Raw genomic sequence first — 20,473 nt, 5'->3', positions numbered from 1 at the left:
TTCAATGCGCCAGGCGGGCTGCTGCTATGCTGAGGATGTGGGGGGAATAAGAATTACCGGTACTTCCGGAGCACGATTACGGCGTTGTGCCCGCCGAAGCCGAACGAATTGGATATGCCGATATCCAGCTCTGCCTTCCGGGCGGTATTCGGCACATAGTCCAGATCGCAGACTTCATCCGGCGACTCCTGGTTGATTGTAGGCGGTATTAGACCCTGTTCAATACTCTTGATCAGAGCAACCGCCTCCAGTCCGCCGGCCGCCCCCAGTGCGTGACCGGTCATTGATTTATTGGCTGTGACCGGAATACGGTATGCCGCTTCCCCGAACAGCTTCTTGATCGCTGCTGTTTCCGAACGGTCGCCTATCAGGGTGCTGGTGGCATGGGCGCTGATCAGGTCCACTTCTTCAGGCTGAATCCCCGCTTCACCCAAAGCCAGCTTCATAGCCAGATAAGCACCTGTGCCTTCTGGGTGGGTTGCAACCATATGATAAGCATCCGAGCTGGCCCCGTAGCCGGTAACTTCGGCATATATATTAGCGTTCCGGCGCAGGGCATGTGACAGTGACTCCAAAATGAGGATGGCGCCGCCTTCGCCGATCACGAAGCCGTCCCGGCTGCCGTCAAACGGACGGCTGGCCTTCTCCGGTTCTTCATTACGGGTAGAGAGTGAAGTGGCGTTACCGAAGCTGGCCAGCGAGATTTCAGTAATGGCAGCTTCCGCACCGCCGGCAATTATACAGTCGGCACCGCCGTAACGGATCAGCCGGAAAGCCTCACCGATGGCGGTGTTGCCGATGGAGCAGGCGGTAACAGGCGAGAGTGCAGGGCCAAGTGCGCCAAACCGTATACTGATTGCAGCTGCGGCCATATTGGAAATCAGCATGGGGATGAGTGTCGGGCTGACTCTTTCCGGCCCGCGGGCCCTGAGCAGCTCAGCCTGCTCCATTAGGGTATGAATGCCGCCGACGCCTGAACCGACATATACACCGAGCCGCTCCCGGTCAATCTGCTCCAGCTGCAGGCCGGAATCGGCCCAGGCATCCTCGGCGGCAGCCAGCGCAAACTGGGTGAACCGGTCCATCCGGCGGGCTTCCTTGCGGCCGAACCGGCCTTCCGGATCGAAGTCCCTGACCTGTCCGGCGATTTTGCTCTTATAGCGGGCTGTATCAAATGAAGTAATGGGCGAAACACCGGATTCTCCGGCGCTAAGGCGCCTCCAGAATTTCTCTACAGTATTGCCAAGCGGTGAAATGACTCCCATGCCAGTGATAACTACACGTTCCATATAAATCCTCCTATAATCAGGCTGTTTATTCTTCCATAGGGTACAAACCCTATTTTTTCACTTTGCTTATCCTATTACAAGTTGTGGTTTATACTAGTATAATTACTACTAGTGTAATATTGAATCTGGATAAGGCGGGTATACAAAATGTCTAATGAGACTAGATTGCAGGCTTTGTCGGGGTTTCTCAAATCACGCAGGGCATCGCTTACGCCGGCTTCCGTCGGGCTGCCGGAAGGGACGCGCAGACGGACTCCCGGCCTGAGACGAGAAGAGGTAGCACAGCTTGCAGGGGTAAGCAGTACATGGTATACATGGCTTGAGCAAGGCAGGGACATCAAGGTGTCACCCTCGGTGCTTGAATGCATAGCCGCGGCGCTGAGGCTGACCAAGGATGAGCGAAATTATCTGTTTGCTCTGGCACTGGACAACGGCCCCGGCCCGGCGGCCTATCAGCAGGAGGAGGTTACCGTAATCAGCCCCTCCCTGCAAAAAATATTGCAGGAGCTTACGACCTGTCCGACCATTATTTCCGACCGTCACTGTAATATCGTAGGCTGGAACGAAGCGGCTGCCCATGTATTTCTGGATTTTGCGCAGCTCCCGGCAGAGGGGCGGAATATGATCTCCCTCTTGTTCGTCCGCAAGGAATTCCAGCGCCTGGCTGTGAACTGGGAGCAGTTTGTGAGGGGGTATCTGTCTATTTTCCGTGCCTATTACGGGCAATATGTTGAAGACCGCTGGTATGATGATTTTATCGCGGAGATGAAGGGGCGGCATCCCCGTTTTCAGGAGCTGTGGGAGGAGAGCAGGGTCAGCAGTGCGCCGGATGTAGTCCTGGAATTCCGCCATGCCAAAGCAGGAAAAATGCTCTTCCACCTCACCTCGCTCCAGGTACACGGCACTGCCGATTTACGCTGCAGCATCTACACTCCGGCTGCAGAATCCGGTACAGAATCCAAGCTGCAGCAGCTGATGAAGTAGGCTGATTCCTACGCTGATAAAAAATATTTATGTATTCATAAAAAACAATAAATATGCAATATCTCAAATCCGGCATATACTTCTTATAAGATGTTAACTTTATTGCGAACGGAAAAGGAGTATGTAACAATGGCGAAGGTAACCGGATTGGAAGGCGTAGTTGCAGGTGAAACAGATATCGGGCTGGTGGATGGCGAGAAGGGCTATCTGGTCTACCGCGGATATTGGGCGAAGGAGCTTGCTGTAAGCAAGAGCTATGAGGAGGTTGCTTATCTGCTCTGGAACCGCCGTCTGCCGGAAGCGGAGGAGCTGGCACAGCTCAAGCAGGAGATGGCAGCAGCGCGGACGATTCCGGAGTATTTGAAGCAAATGATTGATCTGCTGCCGCCTACAATCCCGATGATGCTTGTCCTTCAAAGTGCGGTAGCAGCCTTAGGCGACAAGGACAACGCGACGTGGCCGCCAACCCTGAAGCAGGCGATCCGGCTGACATCGGTTCTGCCGACGATCATTGCCTACAGGTACCGCAAAGTAAACAATCTGCCTGAAGTTGAGCCGCTGGCTGAGCTGGGGCATGCCGCGAATTACCTGTATATGCTGACCGGAAGCATTCCCGAAGAAGCGCATGTACAGGCGCTAAGCGCTTATCAAATCCTGTGCATGGAGCATGGCATGAATGCTTCCACCTTTGCTTCACGGGTTGTCCTGTCGACTGAATCAGATATATGTGCAGCGGTCTGCGGTGCGATCGGGGCGATGAAAGGCCCGCTTCACGGCGGTGCGCCATCTGAGGTTATCTCCATGCTGGAGGAGATCGGCACGATGGACCGTGCTGAGCCGTGGATCCGCGGGGTCCTGGAGAACCGCGGCAAAATCATGGGCTTCGGCCACCGGATCTACAAGACGAAGGACCCGCGGGCGGAAGCGCTGATGATTGCCACGGAAGCTATGATCGGCAAGGACCCTTCCTTTGATCTTGCGATTCATGTGGAGCACACGGCCATCCGGCTGCTGGAGGAATACAAGCCCGGCCGCCGGCTGTTCACAAATGTTGAATTTTATGCTGCAGCTATTCTCAAGGCGCTGCAGCTGGACCCGGACATTTTTACACCGACCTTTACGGCTGGCAGAATCGTCGGCTGGACCTCACATATTCTGGAGCAGGCGGAGAGCAACCGGATTTTCCGTCCGCAGTCGGTTTATACAGGTCCTATGCCGGAGACAGAAGCTGAGACGGTATAACGGATCGGATTTCCATAATCATACGAAACCCCTGGCCGGTTAAGCGTCCAGGGGTCTTTTATTGAAGAAGGAGGGTTTATGAGCGAGTACGGCGGATACTCTGGTCTCAAATGTTAAACATACTGATTAGAAATCCGTTGTTGCAAGCTGGATATAGCCGAAGGTAGCTCCACCTGCGGGGCTTAACAGTGCAGCAACCAGCAGACGGGCCAGTTCGATGGTGAGGCTGTCAAACGCCGGAATTTCATAGGTGATTATAGGGGCGTTGACGGCGTACAGCACCAGAGATACAGGGTTAGCCGAGTTATTCTGGACGGTGACCGACGCGTTAGTCCCGCCTTTTAAATTTTCGTAATACGACTTGCCGACTCCGGCCGGCAGGTTGAAAAACTGCTGCGGTAACAAGATAGCCATGATCCTAACCTCCTTTTGCATTTGATAGATTATCATATTCAATGATTCTATTAATGCTGTTACAAATGGCTTAGGAGATTCGCACATATAAAAAGAGAACCTGATATTCACGAATCTTCCTATAATTGAGGTACAAAACAAGCCTGTATACCATGCCATGAAGCGATATTCCCGCAACACCCAGCCCAGTTATTACATCACGCCGTCTTACTCCCTGACAGTCCATTGTATGGTAGACTATATAGATTGAGCTTAAATATATAGAGTGAAAATATAAGGAGAATGCAGATGATCAAACTGGTATCATGGAACGTCAACGGCCTCAGAGCCTGCGTGGGCAAAGGCTTTAATGATTATTTCAAGGAGAGTGCGGCAGATATCTTTTGTGTACAGGAGACAAAGCTGCAGGAGGGGCAGATTACGCTGGATCACGGTGAGGAGTACTACCAGTTCTGGAACTATGCGCAGAAAAAGGGATACTCCGGAACGGCTGTTTTCACCAGAATCAAGCCGCTTTCGGTAAGATACGGGCTGGAGGAGGATTCTGAGCCGGAGGGCCGGGTGATAACCCTGGAGTTTGACGGCTTTTACCTGGTAAATGTCTACACTCCAAACGCCAAACGCGATCTGACAAGGCTGGACTACAGAATGGAATGGGAAGACCGTTTCCGCAGCTATCTTCTTGGGCTGGACGAGCACAAGCCGGTGCTGGTCTGCGGCGATCTTAACGTGGCCCATGCCGATATTGACCTGAAAAATGCCAAATCCAACCGCGGCAATTCGGGATTCACCGATGAAGAGCGCGCCAAAATGACAACGCTGCTGGATTCCGGCTTCATTGATACCTTTAGATTCTTTTATCCGGAGACGGAAGGTGCGTATACGTGGTGGTCTTACATGCCCAAAGTCCGGGAGCGGAACGTGGGCTGGCGGATTGATTATTTCCTGGCCTCTTCCCGTCTGGCTCCGCAGCTGGTGGATGCGGCGATTGACTGCAATATACTGGGCAGCGACCATTGTCCGGTCATTCTCCAGATAAACGAGCCTTTAGTATAATCGAATAATATATGCAGACAAGCGGCCATACAGCCCGGAAGGAGCTGTAATGGCCGCTTGTTAGTGCAGCGGGCTAGACTGGACGCCCGCCGGGTTAGACCAGGCTCATGCCTTTGATCGTTACAGGCTCCTGCGCTTCCATGCCTACGTTTGCAGACTGAGTCAGTGTTAAGGATTGTTCACTGAACCTAATCTCAAGCGTGATTATGAACGGCTGTTCAACCATCAGGAGTGTCAGCTGCAGCACGTCTTCAGCCGTCCAGGTGAAGCTGGACATAATAGCATCGGCAGCTGCCGGACCGGGCATCAGCCGTACCTGACTTGCCGCCCATTGTCCGCGGCCCAGGATAATCTCCTGGTATCCGTCAGGCTGCCCTTGTATTGTTAGCCGGGCTTCATTGTCACCAAAGGCAATGGCCAGTGAATCAATACGCAGGTCGTTGGACTCAAGCCGGTAGGTCTGGCCGTTTACTGCTGACTCCAATGCTGAAAAAGACCTGATATTCGGCGGCATGATCGACAGCGAGCGGAGCTGGCCGGCTAATTGCTCTGCCGCTGAAGCCTGCTGTTCCAGCTCAGGCTGTGTATCATTTAATGCTGGCAGCAGCTCCCATACAGCATTCATTACCTCCTGCATCTGATGAGTACCGCTGGTAATCGCTACGACTGCATCCTGTTCAGGCATAATGATACAGAATTGCCCGAAAGCCCCGTCGCCGCGGTAAAGGCCATGCCGGCATCTCCAGAACTGATAGCCGTAGCCCTGGGACCAGTCACCGCTGTCCGGCTTGCCGTCCCCGTTCTGAATCTGCAGCGCACTCGCTTCAGCCACCCATTCCTGCGGAAGCAGCTGCTTGCCGTTCCACAAGCCCTTTTGCAGATACAGCTGTCCGAATCTGGCGATATCTTCAGTAGTGATGCTGAGCCCGAAACCGCCGGTGTTGATGCCGCGGGGACAGGAGTCCCACACAGGATTAATAATGCCAAGGGGGCTAAACAGCCTTGGGTGAAGAAATTCCAGCAGCGTCTGTCCGGTTACTTTCTGGAGAATGGCAGATAGCATATAAGTGGCTCCGGTATTATACAGGAAATGGCTGCCGGGCTCCCGGTCAACAGGAAGCTGCAGAAAGGCTCTGACCCAGTTGCCTTCGGCCTCATTCATCATTTCCGGCATGGTATCTGAGGTGTGGCCTGTGCCCATCATCAGCAGATGCCGGATATTCATTTCGGCCAGATGGGGGTCTGGGTCCCCGGGGGCTTCCTCCGGGAAGAAGGAGATTACCTTGTCCTCCAGCTTCAGAAGCTGCTCAGCTTCAGCGAGCCCGATGGCTGTGGCCGTGAAGCTTTTGCTGAGTGAAAATAACATGTGCTTGCGCTCCGGGCTATATGGAGCCCACCAGCCCTCAGCGACTACATGGCCGTGCCGAAGCAGCATAAAGCTGTGGAGTCCTAGCTGAGACTCCGTAACCCGGTTCAAAAATGCAGAAATTGCGCTGGATTGAATCCCTTGCTTCTCTGGCATGCTTCTTGGCAATTGTGGTACAGGAATTCTGGTCTTGTTCATCATTACCGCTCCTCACTGGATAAATGGGATAGAGTGCATTATTTAAGACAGGCAGGGCGGAATACGCCGCCTTGCTGCCTGTTCAAACCCGTAAGCAATCTTTAGCAGAACAGGCTCGCTGAAAGCGGTGCCGGAAAAGGTAACGCCGTGGGGGCCTTTTGTAGTATAGCCGCCCGGAGTAATGATCCCGTCAGCTGCATATCCGGCAGGTACTGTAATTAAAGGATAGCCTGCCTTGGCTGCAAGATCAGTTCCGTGAAATCCGGGAAACAACAGCGCATCAAGGCGGTATTGACGCAAGGCGTAGTCTATTCCCTGATCCCGCGCAAGCTCTCTGGATTTATGAAGAGCAGTAAAATACTCCTCCTCTGATATATCGTCTCCGGACTTCTCCAGCCATTCCAAGGTATCCTGGCCGTACTTCAAAGCTAAGTCGCTATGCTGAGTGTTGTAGTCAATCAGCTCACTAAGGTTATGTACAGGTATGGAATCGGAGAGTCGGCCAGATAGCGGTCAAGCCCTCTTTTAAACTCATATTGAAGCATAACCGGGCTCCATTCGGCCCCCAGACAGGGCAGCTCAACAGGGTCAACAATTATCGCGCCGTTGTCTTTGAGAAGTCTGATGGCCTCCTCCATAATTGCCAGAACATTTTTATCCAGCTCGTGGTAGACAGCTCTGGGGATGCCTATACGGACATCTTGCAGACCCCGCGGATCCAGATAAGCCGTGTAGTCCGGGGCAGATGGTATTCCGGCTGCCTTCTGGTCCGGCTGCTCCTGAGTGTATGCTCCTGTCACTGCGCCTAGCAGAATAGCTGCATCAGAGACCGTCCGTGCCAGCGGTCCGGCTGTATCCTGAGTACCGATGCCGGGGATAATCCCGGCTGTGCTGACCAGACCGGCCGTCGGCTTGATTCCGACAACGCTGTTTTGGCTGGCCGGTCCAATAATGGAACCGGAGGTCTCGGTTCCTATTGCCGCGGCCACAAGATTGGCTGCAACAGAAGCGGCGCTGCCTGAGCTGGAGCCTCCGACAAACAGCTCGCCGGGACCGTAGGGATTCAGAACGAGCCCGCCGCGCGAGCTGTATCCGGCCCACATGCCGGGAGCCATAAAATTGGCCCATTCCGTCATATTCGATTTGCCTAGGATAATGGCACCTGCGTCACGTAAATGCCGGATCAATACGGCATCGCTTGCCGCGGTTGATTCTGCCAATGCAATTGAGCCTGCGCTCGTGTGCAGCTTATCTGCAGTGTCAATGTTGTCTTTGACAAGCAGCGGAATGCCGTGCAGGATGCTGCGTGCTCCAGAGACCAGCCGCTCCCGGTCCAGCCCTGCAGCAATTTCTAGCGCATCGGGATTAAGCTCCAGAACAGAGTTAATGACGATATCAAATCTGCTGATCCTGTCCAGATAGAGCTGCACCAGCTGCACTGAGGTTAATGTACCTCTGGCCATTTCCGTCTGTATAGCCGTGATATCGGCTTCAATGACCCATTCCTGCCAATGCAGCTGCTCATCATTGAGGTCCGGTTTAGGTGAAGATTCCAGCATATACACTCTCCTTGTTATTGGGCAATTTGCGGTGATTCGTCAGCAGCAGCCTGCTGTATCTTCTCCGGCCAGGTAATCAGATTCCGGGTACCGCTCAACCTTTCGTAGAAAAGCTCCTTCTTCCGGAATATGCTAATGACGATATGAACAAGAAACAGCAGATCTGCCAGCAGCACCACACCGCGGGCGGAAGCGGCAAGCTCAGGGTTCATGGCTTCAGCTAATGACGAATCAAACAGCATAATATTCATTCCGGGCAAAACGGCATACAGCAAGCCGTATCTGACGGTCAGCCTCCAGAGCTTCAGCCTTCCGAAGGCACCCTGCACCCGGATGCGTACAACCCATTTGCCCGGAGTCCTGCCTTTGGTCAAGCGCGGAAGGAGCAGAAAGTAAACGGCTAGCGTAATCCAGACAGGATATGGAGCGGGAGTCAGGCTTAACAAGCCTGCAGCCGGTAGCCATACACAGGCATCCAGCATAAATGCAATACCGCGGCGGGTATAGGTGACCCGTTTGGTGCTTAAATCCTCATTGGCATCCAGCCGTTCAATCCGCGGAAGTGCCGCAGATATCCATAGGGCGATTCTGTACCCGGCAATCCCGCCAAGCGTATTGGTGATCAGGTCATCAACATCGAATACCCGGTACGGATGATCGAAGAAGCCGTAAATGCCCGTGATCTGCGTAATCTCGAACAGCAGGGACAGGCTGAAGGATAGCAGGATGCAGACTACCCATCGGGTGCGGAAATAATAACCCAGGAACATGCCGAACGGCACTGTCAGCAGCACATTAAATACAGCCTGATAAAAAGGAGGCTCGCTCAGCAGCGATATATAGGTAGAAGGGTCGTCCGCGGTGAAACGGCTGTTGTGCAGAATTTCCTCGATGAACTGCAGCGGGGCAAGCTGCAGGCTGCCGCCTGCAGGAGGCAGATTATGCCTGGTTGCTGGGAAAGGCAGCATGATCAGATAGAAGACATTTAACAGATAGAGCAGCAGCAGATAAAGAATCAGTGCCCGGAGCTTATGGATGTAACCGTAACGCCGGTACTGGATAATCAGGAAGGGCAGAGTAAACAGCAGCGCCGCAACCGGAAAGGACATAAACGCATAGGAAATCGGAAAAAGATAGGATTCAAACATAGTTCACCTGCCGTAAAAATTTGATCGTACCTTATACTTACCAGTCTCGCGGATGAAGGAATCAGCGGCTGACCTTCGAAATACTGGCTGGCATAAAGAATGTACAGGGCTCCGGGAACATCCCGGCAAACTCCGCTGGCTGTTAGACGATCGAACCGGGCAGAATCCCTGCAGTCAGGCTTTTCCATTATAGAATTTGTTGAAAGCGTCCTCAATGGATTTAATCGTTATAATGAATCTTTCCGGCTTGGCATACATTGGTCTGGAGAGGAGCGTGAGCTATATGGAAAAGAAAGTACAGCATTACTATAAGCTGAAAGCCAAGCATAAGGAGATCGAGAAGGAGCTGGCGGAGCTCAGGCAGGAAATCGTGGCTTACTGTGCCGCGCAGGGAGAAACGGATACTGTAATCGGAAGCTACAGAGTCAAGCTGGTTACACAGAACCGCAAGGAATATGATGATGAAAAGCTGTACAATACCCTGGCTGATCCCCAGGTGTGGCGGCTGCTGTCCAGGGCTGATCCGGCCAAGGTAGCCAGTCTTGCCAAGCTGAAGGTCATTGCGGAGGATAAACTCACAGATACTTACACTGTAAAAGAAGTGACATTACTGCAAGTGGAAAAACAATAAGCGGGCATAGACAGCATTCAAAAGAGGCGGTTCCTGCGCGGGAACTGCCTTTTTAGAGTGCTCCGGCTCCGCTGCAGGGCTGCTGCAAGTCTGCCTCCGGGAACAATAATCGCCAACGTATCTGTTTTGCGTTAAAATAACAACTGGAGCATTACAAAGATTCACTGGAATATAGTCAGATATGGAGGAAGAGCAATCATGAAGGATTTTGAACTGATGCTGGAGAAATATGCCGATCTGGTGGTCAAGGTCGGTGTTAATGTACAGCCCGGGCAGGTGCTGATGGTTCATGCGCCGCTTGAAACCGCTGAGCTTACCCGCCTGATCGTAGGCAAAGCCTATGAAGCCGGTGCCAAATATGTAATGGTGGACTGGGATGATGAGGCAGTTACGCGTATCCGTTACGAGAAGGCGCCTGAAAACTCGTTCAGCTATTATCCGCAGTGGCATGCCGATATGCTGGAGGGGTTTGCGGAGGAAGGCGGGGCGATTTTACATATAAAGGTGCCTGATCCGGAGCTGCTGCGCGGCATAGATTCAGCCAAGGTGTCCACAGCAGTCAAAGCAGCGGCGATCGCCCGCAAGAAATATCAGAACTATACCCGCAGCAGCAAAATCAGCTGGTCGCTGATCAAGGCTCCGACACGCGCCTGGGCTGATAAAGTATTTGCGGATCTGCCGGAGGAGCAGCGGATTGATGCCATGTGGGAAGCGGTATTCCAGATGAACCGCGTAGGCGCTGAGGACCCGGTGGCTGCCTGGCGCGAGCATATTGCCCAGCTGAAGCTGAGCCAGGACCGGATGAACGCCAAACGTTACAAGAGTCTTCATTACCGCGCACCGGGCACTGACCTCCGTGTTGAGCTGCCGGAAGGCCATCTGTGGCGCGGCGGCGGCGGCGAGAACGGCAGCGGGGTTTATTTTGTGGCGAATATGCCTACTGAAGAGATTTATACAATGCCGCTGCGCACCGGTGTAAACGGCACGGTATCCAGTACCCTTCCGCTGAACCTGAACGGTCGTCTTGTGGACGGGATTACGTTTACTTTTACAGATGGTAAGGTTACCGACTACGACGCCGCTTCCGGCCGTGAGCATTTGACCTCCCTTTTGGAAACGGACGAAGGTGCATCTTATCTGGGTGAAGTGGCTCTTGTGCAGCATGATTCGCCGATTTCCCGCCTGAACAGAGTATTTTACAACACGGGTATTGACGAAAATGCCTCCTGCCATTTCGCGCTGGGCAGCGCCTATCCGGTTAATATCGAAGGCGGCGTCGGCCTCAGCAGTGAAGAGCTGATCAAGCGGGGCGCCAATGTGAGCCTGACCCATGTCGACTTTATGATCGGCTCGGCTGAGCTGGAGATCGACGGCGAACGGGCTGACGGTACGATCGAGCCGGTATTCCGCAAAGGAAACTGGGTGCTGTAACGCAGACTTTTGCATAATCTAAGGTAATGTTTAGAAGAGCCTCCATGCCGGGGGCTCTTTTGAATGTACATATTTATGAAATGACCAAGAAAAATAATGACTAAGGAAAACTGTTTGCTGCTGCTCTCCGTCTTATACGATATAAGGATAGAGAGAGGAGGGGGACTGCATGACGATGACTGGTGTGGAGATGACAAGATTAACCGGCGCTGCCTCAAGTGACGAGGCACGGTTCTATGAAGCGGTAATGGAGCATAGTGACCGGCTGTATCAGATTGCCTACAGTTATCTGGGCAACCGCAATGATGCGCTGGAGGCTGTGCAGGAGGCAACCTGCCGGGCGTGGATCAAAAGGAGGACTCTGAAGGATCAGCGGGCTTTTAAAGCCTGGATGATCCGGATCTTAATCTATGTGTGCATTGACGAGCAGCGCAGAAGAAAAAGGAGTGTGCCGACACCGGACGAGCGTATGCGGGAGCCGGTTATGGAGCAGGACACGGGACGGATGGAAATGCGCTGGGCGCTGGAGCAGGTCAAGCCAAAATACAGGCATGTGCTGCTGCTTAAATATTATAATGACATGACTCTTGCAGATATTGCGGAGCTGCTGGACAAGCCAGAAGGGACCATCAAAACATGGCAGCATAAAGGGCTGAAGCAGCTCAGAACCATACTGAAGGACCGGGGGGAATGGAATGATTAACAGCAGTGAAGAGCAGGTAATGATGAAGGATGCTGCACGGATGCAGCGTGAGATTCAGGCTGAACCGGACAACCACTATCTCGGGCTGGCGGTTCAAAGCGGCCTGCAGCGCGGGTTGAACCGCTCGAAGCGGGCTGCGATGATGAAAGGTTCGGTCTTCGGGCTGGCTGCAGCCGCAATGATTGCTGTCCTGCTGTTTATCATCCCGGTGCTGCATGATAAACAGCAGTCTACCGCCAAATCCGAGCCGTTAAACTGGGGTGTGCTTGAGCCGTTCAGGGAATTTAATGCCTATGATATCAATTCTGCGACCTTTGACTCTGCGGTCCGCAATGATTACGTTCAGCTCCTGGACCGGGGCGTGGAAACAGAAGGATACATGGTTACACTGAATGCAGTAACAGCTGATGAGAACCGGATTATTCTTATCTACACTGCGGAGACAGCGGGGGATCAGGAAATCTACGGCTTTAGCAGCAGCAGAATGATAGATGTTCAGACCGGAAGCCAGCTAACCCGTAACGGGGGAATCGGCGCACATGCCAAAATAAACGGGGAAGACAACTATCATAAATATTATGGCAAAAGCGTCTTCGAGCTGGACCGCAGCAAACCGTTCCCGATGCGGCTGGAGGCAGATTTCCAGATAGCTTCCGTCGATCCGGGCAAAATGGATGACCCCAAGACAGGAACCATTATGGCGGATATTCATTACTCTCCGAGGATTAAAGTAACCTTTGATCTGGATCAGAACTTCAAGAAAGCCGGGACAAAAGTTATCCATCCGGATGCAGCGTTTTGGCTTGCCGGTCATGAGGTTGTACTGAGCCAGGTTGAGCTGTCACCGTTAATGATCCGGGCCCGGTTTGCCCTAAAGAATGAAGCAGAGAACACATGGGAGGTTAGGCGGAAGATTTTTGAAGCCGGCTCCGGAAAGATTGTGGCTGAGAACAGCAATAGCACGGTAGAGTTGCCTTTGCTGTCGGCGGTTGGGACGGACAATGGTTTTGAGGAGGTGTTCGCAAGCACTCTGCTGGATGATCCGGAGTCGCTTGTTCTGGAGTTTACGTCGAGGACAGGGAATAGCCAGTCTGTAACAGAGTTTGATTTGTTAAAATAGCTAAATAGCTAAAGAAGAGCTTGGCAGAGCCCCGCTAAACTATTAGCGGGGCTTGTGCGTGGCCGCTTAAAAATGGGGATAGCCTGCTGGTGGTTCCATTAAAGGGAAAAATCCCTTTAAATCAGTAAAATAACCCTCCCAGCGGCCTATTAAAGGGAAATTTCCCCTTAAATCGGAACAACGGCCCGACAAATAGCCTTGCTAAAGGGAAATTTCCCTGTGCTGCCACTTACTTACCTGCGGCCATTCCATTCGGCCATTCCCTCTCAAGTACCGAATAGATCAGCTAATCGCACCATTCCCGGTTGCAGTATCTGGTCTCGCGAAGTACGTCGTCTTTGGGCATGCCGGCCAGCTTCATGAGGCGCTCGGAGCGTATGCTACGATCCGCTGCGCGTTCAGCTCTTTGAAGGCATAACCGATCAGGAGCCGGACTGCTTCGGATGCATATTCTTTTCTTCAGTACTCCGGGCGCAGCGCCCAGCCGAACTCCCATTCCCGGATGTCCTCCCGGTCATTTTCACATAAATCTCTTAATAGTTCACGTTCACCGGCAAGTTCCATGGTTCAATCCCGCCTATTATAAACGTTGTTGCTAAATCGGAATACCAGCTTGTTTCCGTCAAAAGTCTCTTCCACCGCCTCATGGTAGTTATGATTCGTATATCCTGCTACCGTCTTGCGCCAGAAGGTTTGCCCGATAATGTTTTTGGCGGCCGGGTTCGTGTGCAGCTCCCAGACGCCCTTGAAGCGCTCAAATACAGAGACGGCAGCCTGCCGGGCTAGGCCCGTTCCGCGGAAGGGCTGAAGCACAAAAAACTCATTAACAAAAAAATCAACGCCTGGTGCACAGTGGGGCGGCGTAGCAATTAGCGTAAATCCGGCTGGACGGGAGCCGGCCTTAAACAAAAAGGGATACAGGCAGCCCGGCTTCTCCCACCAGATATTCTGGACATCGTATTGCTGGGCTAACGTCCGGATCTCCGGCTCTTCTTCATAGATTCCATGCTCATTAAGGACGGGGCCGTTATTCAGCCCATAGTGACCCGAAAGATCATGCAGATACAGCGGATAAATGTTTTTGATAATATATGCTTCATGCGGTGCGGCTAGCTCGACGGTCAGATTCATATTCTGCCTTCTTTCCAAAGAGATTTGTTATCCGTACATTTAGTTCAAGTTAATTACTTAATCCTGAGCTGCACAAGCGAAAGTTTGATTAAGATTATACGCTACAGTCAAAAAAGCGGACTGGAAATGATAACGATTATCAATTAGAATGTAGTTAGTTGCGCATTCAACTATATCAGGCGGGGAAGTCTGCCGGACTTTTGCAGCTCCCAATATACAGGAGGAATGATTAATGTTAATCCAGACGAGATCCATCGTTGTAGAAAAAGGTCATAGTGACAAGGTAATCGAGAGATTCAGCGCACCGGGGCCAGTGGAGGAAATGCCCGGCCTGATTGATATCAGCATCGCGCTCAACAAGAAGGGCAAGGACAGTGAAGAGGTGCTGATCGTGATCCGCTGGGAGTCCGAGGACGCCTGGAAAAACTGGGAGAAAAGCGACGCACATATCCAGGGCCACCGCAACAGCAGGGGACAAGAGAAACCAACTTATATCCTAAGCACTGCTGTTAATATGTATGAGGTACAGAAGGTTAAAGAGGGCAAGGTTTACGAAAAATAGTTACAGTGTTTAAATGGAACTGCCTGTAATTTTAGCGGATTGCAGGCAGTTTTTTTGCTGCTTGGGCGTATCAAAATTCCTCTGGAATATCTTTGAATTTGTGATACATTAATGAGTGCGTCAAATACAAAGGGGGATTTTGGAAGATGAAAGGTTTAAAATGGGTGCTTGCAGCGATAGTCTCCGCCGGCATGTTTGGTCAAACCGGTGGTGTGCTGCATGCGGCTGGACCGGCAATCATTGATTTTGACAGGGGGAGTTACCTGCTTAGTGACGGTACAGTATGGAAGCAGGATGTTGACAACGGAGGATATAAACAGCTTAATTTCGATCTGGCTGAGATTGAGGAAGGCTACGGAATTACCGCATCAGGTACTCTGGTTCAATTGCAGGGGAAGGGAGCTCCCCAAATACTGAAGAATATGACCGGGGTGGTACACATTTCCGGTGACTATTATTTGGATAATGCCGGGAACGTAATGTCCCTTGGCGGAAAAGGTAACCCGCTTTATAAGGATATCGCAAAAATTGCTGATTCAGGAAGAGGATTGGCCTTGCTAACCCGGTCCGGAGTCCTGAAGGCAGGCGGATTCAGCGAGAAAATCGAACAGTTCGGAAGCAGCGCAGAGGTAACAGCAATGGATAGCTATTCTGATTCCTATAGTTCGGTCGACGATGTGGCAGTGGTCCTCCAATCCGGAAAAGTTCTGCTGTACAACCGGTTTAATTTTGACAGAAATGATCTCACTAAATATATTCCCGTAACTATAACCGAAAATGCATCAGAAGCCAGATTCGATGACGAAGGTAACCTTGTTGTACGAATGAAGGACGGTACCGTCTTAAGAACGGGTTCTTCAGAAGCTGACCGTTATAAGCTCACGAAATCATTCCCGGGTCTTAACGGTGTAACCGGTCTAATCTCTGTCTACAGCCAAGGTATGTATGTAAAAACGCAGGACGGCAGCGTAGCGAGTTATGATGTACAGGCGGACCGTCTGGAGAAGCTGATCCTGCCAGGTGTCACCGGTGTATCCTTCACGATGGATAAGACCAACCTTACGGTCGGGGACAAGGTCCCCGTGCAAATTTCGGAGTCCTGGACAGGCGGATCTACAAGAAAAGTACCGCTGAAGGATGCGGAATTGACGGTTGAAAAACCGGCGCTTTTGCAGAAGCTGAACGACGGAACCTTAAAGGCACTGGCGGTCGGAGTTACCAAAGTAACAGTGAAATCGGGTACGTTCTCCAAAACGCTGGAGGTATCCATCAGTTCAGACGATATTATTACAACCGGAGCACTGATCAGCGGTTCAATGTATCTGCCGGTTCAGGAGGTGTTCCAGCAGCTTGGTGCTTCGGTTCAATACAATGCAGGTACCAAAAGCTTCAGCATTAAATTGAATTCCACGCCAGTTCAGCTCCAGCTCGGCAGCGATACGGCAATGGTGAACGGCGAGAAGGTTAAAATGAGCGGTAAAGTACAGACTGTTGATGGCGTAACGGTGTTTCCGGCAGCGCTGCTAAAGTCAGCATTCGGAGCCGGGCTTGAGTGGAATTCTTCTATTCAAAGCATGACGATAACCTTCGGCAAGGCTGAAATGCAGGTACAGACCAAGCAAACTGCCCTTATCTATAAGAAAAAAGCTCAGGGAAACCTGGCGAAGCTGATCGGCAAAAGCTATTGGGTCAACTTTTTTGATACGGATTACCGGTTTCAAAAAGTAACAATCGTCGATGTTCTCCCTGATTATAAAGGGAATTATGCACTTGCTTTAAAGTTCGCTTCAGGGAAGATTTTGTACACTTACGAGACATCTGGCGAGGCATGGATTAGTACGCTTGCTGATAAAGAGGAGTTTCTGACAGCTGATCCTTACAAAACCTACAAGTGGTCAAGTAAAGTGTGGGAAGATATTAAGGCAGGATACGTAAGGGTTGGTATGACAAAGCAGCAGGTCGAGTTAAGCTGGGGGACACCGGAGAGCAAGTCTGCTGCCGTAGGAGGCGGCATCCGCGTAGAGACCTGGCAGTACGTCGGCTATGACTACGTGACCTTCACCAACGGGGTAGTTTCGTTTATTTATACCAGCTGAATTAAATAGACTAAGGCCGGAGGCTGTTTCAAATGCGTAAACCGCAAATAAGCAGCTTCCGGCTTTTTTGTGCACTGCTATACATAGCTGACCACCGAAAAGATTTTTGTGTAAGGTACTTGAAATCGCTAACACATCGTTTTATAATATGGTTATCGAAACGATTCGAGTTTATGGTGAAAGAACAACTACTGTCTGGAAGACTAATACGGGCAAATGGGAGTGAAAGCGTTATTAATCTCGTTTCAATGACTGGAAATCGGGTTAATAATATCCTGAATGCATTGTTCAGGCGAGAAATGATGTGCGGTAACTCGAATTTTTTTTCGATATTAATCGAAACGTTTCGATGTAAGGGCTTTATTTCATAGTATTTTCAAGTTTGGCACACACTACAACAGGGGTGAAAGAAGAATGAAAAAGAAAACCGGAGTTAAGATTGCAGCACTACTGATGAGCTTTTCCTTGGTTGCAGCAGGCTGCGGCAATTCAAACAATTCTGCTGCCGGAGACAGCAAAACTTTGAAAGTATGGTTTATGGGTACAGCGGATACGGTCGAACCGATTGCTGAAATGTACGAAGCTGCGAATCCCGGCATTACAGTAGAGGTGCAAGCTATCCCTTGGGATACGGCACACGATAAGCTGCTGACTGCGGTAGCATCCAAAAACGGCCCTGACGTTGTTCAGATGGGTACAACCTGGGTTCCTGAATTTGCAGCTGCCGGTGCCCTGAAAGACTTGACCCCTTATATCGAACAATATCCAAGCATGAAAGCGGAAAACTTCTTTGAGGGTGCTGTTGAAACCACAAAGTATGAAGATCAGACGGTAGGTATTCCGTTCTATGTAGAGACACGTGCTATGTTTTACCGGACGGATCTGCTCAGTGAAGTAGGCTATCCAGAGGGTCCCAAGACCTGGGATGAGCTGAAGGATGCCAGCAGAAAGCTGGTCGAAAAGGGCGGAGCCGGTCATTATGCCCTGCCGATCGAAGGTAAAGACTCTATCTTCCCTGTCATTTTTGCCTGGCAGAACGGCAGTGACATTATTGACGCAAACCGCCAGCCGCAGTTCAATCAGCCGGCTTATGTAGAAACGGTTGACTTCCTGAAAAGCTTCTATGATGAAGGGCTATCGCCAAAAGGTACAGACCTTGATACAGTGGCAGCATTTAAAGACGGCAAAATGGCCATGTTCATCAGCGGACCTTGGATGATTCAGACTGTTAAAGATAAGGCGCCGGAGATTGACGGGAAGTGGGCGGTAACGACCCTGCCGGCCAAAGTAACGAATACCTCTTCGATCGGCGGTGCGGATCTGTCCATTTTCAACTACAGCAAAAACCCTGACGAAGCCGCCAAGTTCATTGCGTTCATGGCTGAGCAGGAAGCACAGCTTAAATACTATGAAACTTCAAACTCCATGCCGGCCCTGAAGGCTGCCTGGTCCAACGAAGCGCTTAGTGATCCGATGATTGCCGCTTTCGGTAAACAGCTGGAAAACTCACGTCCGCCCCTACCGTTAAAGAGTACGAAGAAATTGCCCAGGCGGCAATGGCTGCCTTCGAACAAATTACAATCGGCGGTGCTGATACACAGACTGAGCTGGATAAGCTGAACGACAAGGCTAATGAACTGCTCGGGAACAAATAAACAGGCTTAATGCCAACAGGCGGACTGCCGGGATCTCGCCATGAGGCTGAGGTTCCGGCAGTCAGCTTGTTTCTCTTCCTGACGGGAGAGAGGGGATAGAAAGGGAAAGGGTGTGAGGCAAGTGAGCTCATTTGTGAAGCAACTGAACAAGCATAAGGTTCCATATTTGTTTATCGCTCCGGCAGTCATCCTGCTGACGCTGTTTTCGATCATTCCGATCATCATTGCACTTGTAATCAGCTTTACGGATATGGATCTGGTCGGCCTTGCGGATTATTCGAATATCAGCGGGATCGGCTTCAGGAACTATATTGATATTTTTAAAGATCCGATTTTTTTGAAATCGATGTATAATACCTTGATTTATGTAGTGATTGGAGTACCGATGGTTGTCATTGCCTCTATGGCTGTTGCACTGCTGCTTAACTATGGTACCGGCTGGCTGTTCAAAAGCTTCCGGGTTATCTATTACATGCCCTCCATCACGAACATTGTGGCGGTAGCAGTGGTATGGGGGTATCTGTATAACGGGTCTTACGGATTATTTAACTATGTACTTTCCTGGTTTGGTTTACCGGCGCAGCAGTGGCTTCAGGACCCTGTTCTGGCTAAATTTTCATTGATACTGCTGGCGTTCTGGAAATCAATCGGTCTGAATATGATCATCTTCCTGGCAGCATTGCAGGGAATTCCGCGTTCCTATTACGAAGCGGCTGAAATCGACGGTGCGACCGGCTGGAAAAAGCTCCGCTACATTACAGTTCCCCTGCTGGGCTTCGCTACTTTCTTTGTGACCATTACGACCTTGATCGGCTGGATTCAATTCTTCGAAGAACCGCTGGTAATGACCAAGGGCGGACCGCTGAATGCCACGATGTCGATGGCGCTCTTTATTTACAATAACGGGTTCCAGCTTAGCAAATTCGGTTATGCGGCCTCCGGCTCATTCGTGCTGTTCATCATTATCATTATTGCGACACTGATCCAATTCGCGGTCAAAAAGAAAGAAGTGGAATATTAAGCTCCGGCTGACGCCGCAGGCTTAAGAAGGAGGAAACTGGCATGGCTCTTAGAATGAAGAGAGTGGAAAAAGGAATTATGATTACGCTGCTCATCATCGGAGGACTTCTGATGATGGTACCGTTTATCTGGATGATCGGATCATCCTTTAAGCCTGAAAATGAATTTACGGTTATCCCGCCAACGCTGTTCCCGAACCATCCCACGTTTAACAATTACCGGGATCTGTTCGTTAAAATGGACTTTCTTGTATATTTGAAAAACACGCTGACTATCGTTCTGTGTTCATTTGTCGGGCTGTTCCTGAATGCAATGGCCGGATATGCTTTTGCCAAATTTGATTTTCCGGGCAGAAACAAGTTCTTCTATATTATCCTGGCAACCATGATGATCCCCGGCCAGGTGACCATGATCCCGACTTATCTGATCATCAATCAGATGGGCCTGGTGAATACCATGGCGGGAATCGTGCTGCCGGGGCTGGTTGGCGCGTTCGCGATTTTCCTGTTCCGCCAGTTTATGACGACGATTCCGATCGATCTGCTGGAGGCGGCAAGACTTGACGGTGCGGGCGAACTCCGGATCTTTTTCCAGCTGATTGTTCCAATTGTCAAACCGGTATTTGCCGTTCAGGGAATTCTGACCTTTATCGGTGCCTGGAACAGCTTCCTGTGGCCGCTGATTATTGCCAATGACGAACGGCTGTACACGCTGTCTGTCGGTTTGTCACTGCTGAAGGGGCAATACGGTACGGAATTCGGGCTGCAGATGGCCGGCGCTGCCTTTATGGTTATTCCTATCATTATTATATTTATCTTCTTCCAGAAGCATATCATAGAAGGATATACGATCTCCGGCATAAAATAGT

General features: G+C 51.0%; 18 protein-coding genes and 1 pseudogene. 12 read left to right on the top strand and 7 right to left on the bottom strand.

The window, feature by feature from the left end:
• Positions 1-53 precede the first annotated feature (53 nt).
• A complete protein-coding gene (gene fabF / locus AWJ19_RS22880) occupies positions 54-1,289 on the bottom strand; it encodes a beta-ketoacyl-ACP synthase II (RefSeq protein ID WP_068727338.1) in 1,236 nt (411 codons plus the stop codon).
• Positions 1,290-1,436: 147 nt separating this feature from the next.
• On the opposite strand from fabF, the gene AWJ19_RS22875 reads away from it, so the two are divergent.
• Positions 1,437-2,273, top strand: a complete 837-nt coding sequence (locus AWJ19_RS22875) for a helix-turn-helix transcriptional regulator (RefSeq protein ID WP_068727336.1) — start codon at positions 1,437-1,439, stop codon at positions 2,271-2,273.
• A gap of 129 nt (positions 2,274-2,402) precedes the next feature.
• The gene (locus AWJ19_RS22870) at positions 2,403-3,515 is read left to right on the top strand and encodes a citrate synthase/methylcitrate synthase (protein WP_068727334.1); all 1,113 of its coding nucleotides are present in this window, start codon (positions 2,403-2,405) and stop codon (positions 3,513-3,515) included.
• 126 nt (positions 3,516-3,641) lie between these two features.
• Here the strand turns inward: AWJ19_RS22870 and AWJ19_RS22865 are convergent, their stop codons facing one another.
• Complete coding sequence (locus AWJ19_RS22865; RefSeq protein ID WP_068727332.1) at positions 3,642-3,929, bottom strand: hypothetical protein; 288 nt, start codon at positions 3,927-3,929, stop codon at positions 3,642-3,644.
• 291 nt (positions 3,930-4,220) lie between these two features.
• Between AWJ19_RS22865 and AWJ19_RS22860 the strand changes: the two genes are divergently transcribed.
• Complete coding sequence (locus AWJ19_RS22860) at positions 4,221-4,985, top strand: exodeoxyribonuclease III (RefSeq protein ID WP_068727608.1); 765 nt, start codon at positions 4,221-4,223, stop codon at positions 4,983-4,985.
• A gap of 94 nt (positions 4,986-5,079) precedes the next feature.
• Here AWJ19_RS22860 and AWJ19_RS22855 read toward each other — a convergent pair whose 3' ends face one another.
• From AWJ19_RS22855 to AWJ19_RS22845, 4 genes are read right to left on the bottom strand one after another with little or no spacing between them, the layout of a single operon-like run.
• Positions 5,080-6,549 (bottom strand): serine hydrolase, encoded by a 1,470-nt coding sequence (locus AWJ19_RS22855; protein ID WP_068727331.1) that lies wholly within the window; start codon positions 6,547-6,549, stop codon positions 5,080-5,082.
• Positions 6,550-6,591: 42 nt separating this feature from the next.
• A complete protein-coding gene (locus AWJ19_RS37665) occupies positions 6,592-6,975 on the bottom strand; it encodes a hypothetical protein (RefSeq protein WP_347231141.1) in 384 nt (127 codons plus the stop codon).
• A 32-nt stretch (positions 6,976-7,007) separates the two neighbouring features.
• On the bottom strand, positions 7,008-8,108 hold the full coding sequence (locus tag AWJ19_RS22850) for an amidase family protein (protein ID WP_347231140.1): 1,101 nt from the start codon (positions 8,106-8,108) through the stop codon (positions 7,008-7,010).
• A 14-nt stretch (positions 8,109-8,122) separates the two neighbouring features.
• Positions 8,123-9,256 (bottom strand): VanZ family protein, encoded by a 1,134-nt coding sequence (locus AWJ19_RS22845; RefSeq protein WP_068727329.1) that lies wholly within the window; start codon positions 9,254-9,256, stop codon positions 8,123-8,125.
• A 283-nt stretch (positions 9,257-9,539) separates the two neighbouring features.
• Between AWJ19_RS22845 and AWJ19_RS22840 the strand changes: the two genes are divergently transcribed.
• The 4 genes from AWJ19_RS22840 (at position 9,540) to AWJ19_RS22825 (ending at position 13,141) form a co-directional block, all read left to right on the top strand.
• On the top strand, positions 9,540-9,887 hold the full coding sequence (locus AWJ19_RS22840) for a hypothetical protein (RefSeq protein WP_068727327.1): 348 nt from the start codon (positions 9,540-9,542) through the stop codon (positions 9,885-9,887).
• A gap of 198 nt (positions 9,888-10,085) precedes the next feature.
• Positions 10,086-11,318, top strand: a complete 1,233-nt coding sequence (locus AWJ19_RS22835; protein WP_068727326.1) for an aminopeptidase — start codon at positions 10,086-10,088, stop codon at positions 11,316-11,318.
• A gap of 169 nt (positions 11,319-11,487) precedes the next feature.
• On the top strand, positions 11,488-12,021 hold the full coding sequence (locus AWJ19_RS22830; RefSeq protein ID WP_068727324.1) for a sigma-70 family RNA polymerase sigma factor: 534 nt from the start codon (positions 11,488-11,490) through the stop codon (positions 12,019-12,021).
• Positions 12,014-13,141: a DUF4179 domain-containing protein gene (locus AWJ19_RS22825; protein ID WP_068727322.1), complete on the top strand. Its 1,128-nt coding sequence runs from the start codon at positions 12,014-12,016 to the stop codon at positions 13,139-13,141. The genes AWJ19_RS22830 and AWJ19_RS22825 overlap by 8 nt, the downstream gene beginning before the upstream one ends.
• A 567-nt stretch (positions 13,142-13,708) precedes the next feature.
• Here the strand turns inward: AWJ19_RS22825 and AWJ19_RS22820 are convergent.
• Positions 13,709-14,272 (bottom strand): hypothetical protein, encoded by a 564-nt coding sequence (locus AWJ19_RS22820; protein ID WP_068727321.1) that lies wholly within the window; start codon positions 14,270-14,272, stop codon positions 13,709-13,711.
• A gap of 232 nt (positions 14,273-14,504) precedes the next feature.
• Between AWJ19_RS22820 and AWJ19_RS22815 the strand changes: the two genes are divergently transcribed.
• The 5 genes and pseudogenes from AWJ19_RS22815 to AWJ19_RS22795 all read left to right on the top strand — a co-directional run bounded on the left by AWJ19_RS22815 (position 14,505) and on the right by AWJ19_RS22795 (position 20,472).
• Positions 14,505-14,834, top strand: coding sequence for an antibiotic biosynthesis monooxygenase (locus AWJ19_RS22815; RefSeq protein WP_068727319.1), 330 nt, complete (start codon positions 14,505-14,507; stop codon positions 14,832-14,834).
• A gap of 146 nt (positions 14,835-14,980) precedes the next feature.
• Positions 14,981-16,930 (top strand): copper amine oxidase N-terminal domain-containing protein, encoded by a 1,950-nt coding sequence (locus tag AWJ19_RS22810; RefSeq protein WP_068727317.1) that lies wholly within the window; start codon positions 14,981-14,983, stop codon positions 16,928-16,930.
• 414 nt (positions 16,931-17,344) lie between these two features.
• A pseudogene (locus tag AWJ19_RS22805) lies at positions 17,345-18,585 on the top strand (extracellular solute-binding protein).
• Between the two features lie 121 nt (positions 18,586-18,706).
• On the top strand, positions 18,707-19,606 hold the full coding sequence (locus tag AWJ19_RS22800) for a sugar ABC transporter permease (RefSeq protein WP_082708071.1): 900 nt from the start codon (positions 18,707-18,709) through the stop codon (positions 19,604-19,606).
• A 41-nt stretch (positions 19,607-19,647) separates the two neighbouring features.
• Positions 19,648-20,472, top strand: a complete 825-nt coding sequence (locus AWJ19_RS22795; RefSeq protein WP_068727315.1) for a carbohydrate ABC transporter permease — start codon at positions 19,648-19,650, stop codon at positions 20,470-20,472.
• Position 20,473: the final 1 nt, after the last annotated feature.

This window comes from Paenibacillus sp. DMB5 (assembly GCF_001517085.1).
In the GTDB taxonomy this organism is placed as follows: Bacteria; Bacillota; Bacilli; order Paenibacillales; family Paenibacillaceae; genus Paenibacillus_AQ.
This window is presented reverse-complemented; position numbering and strand designations above follow the sequence as displayed.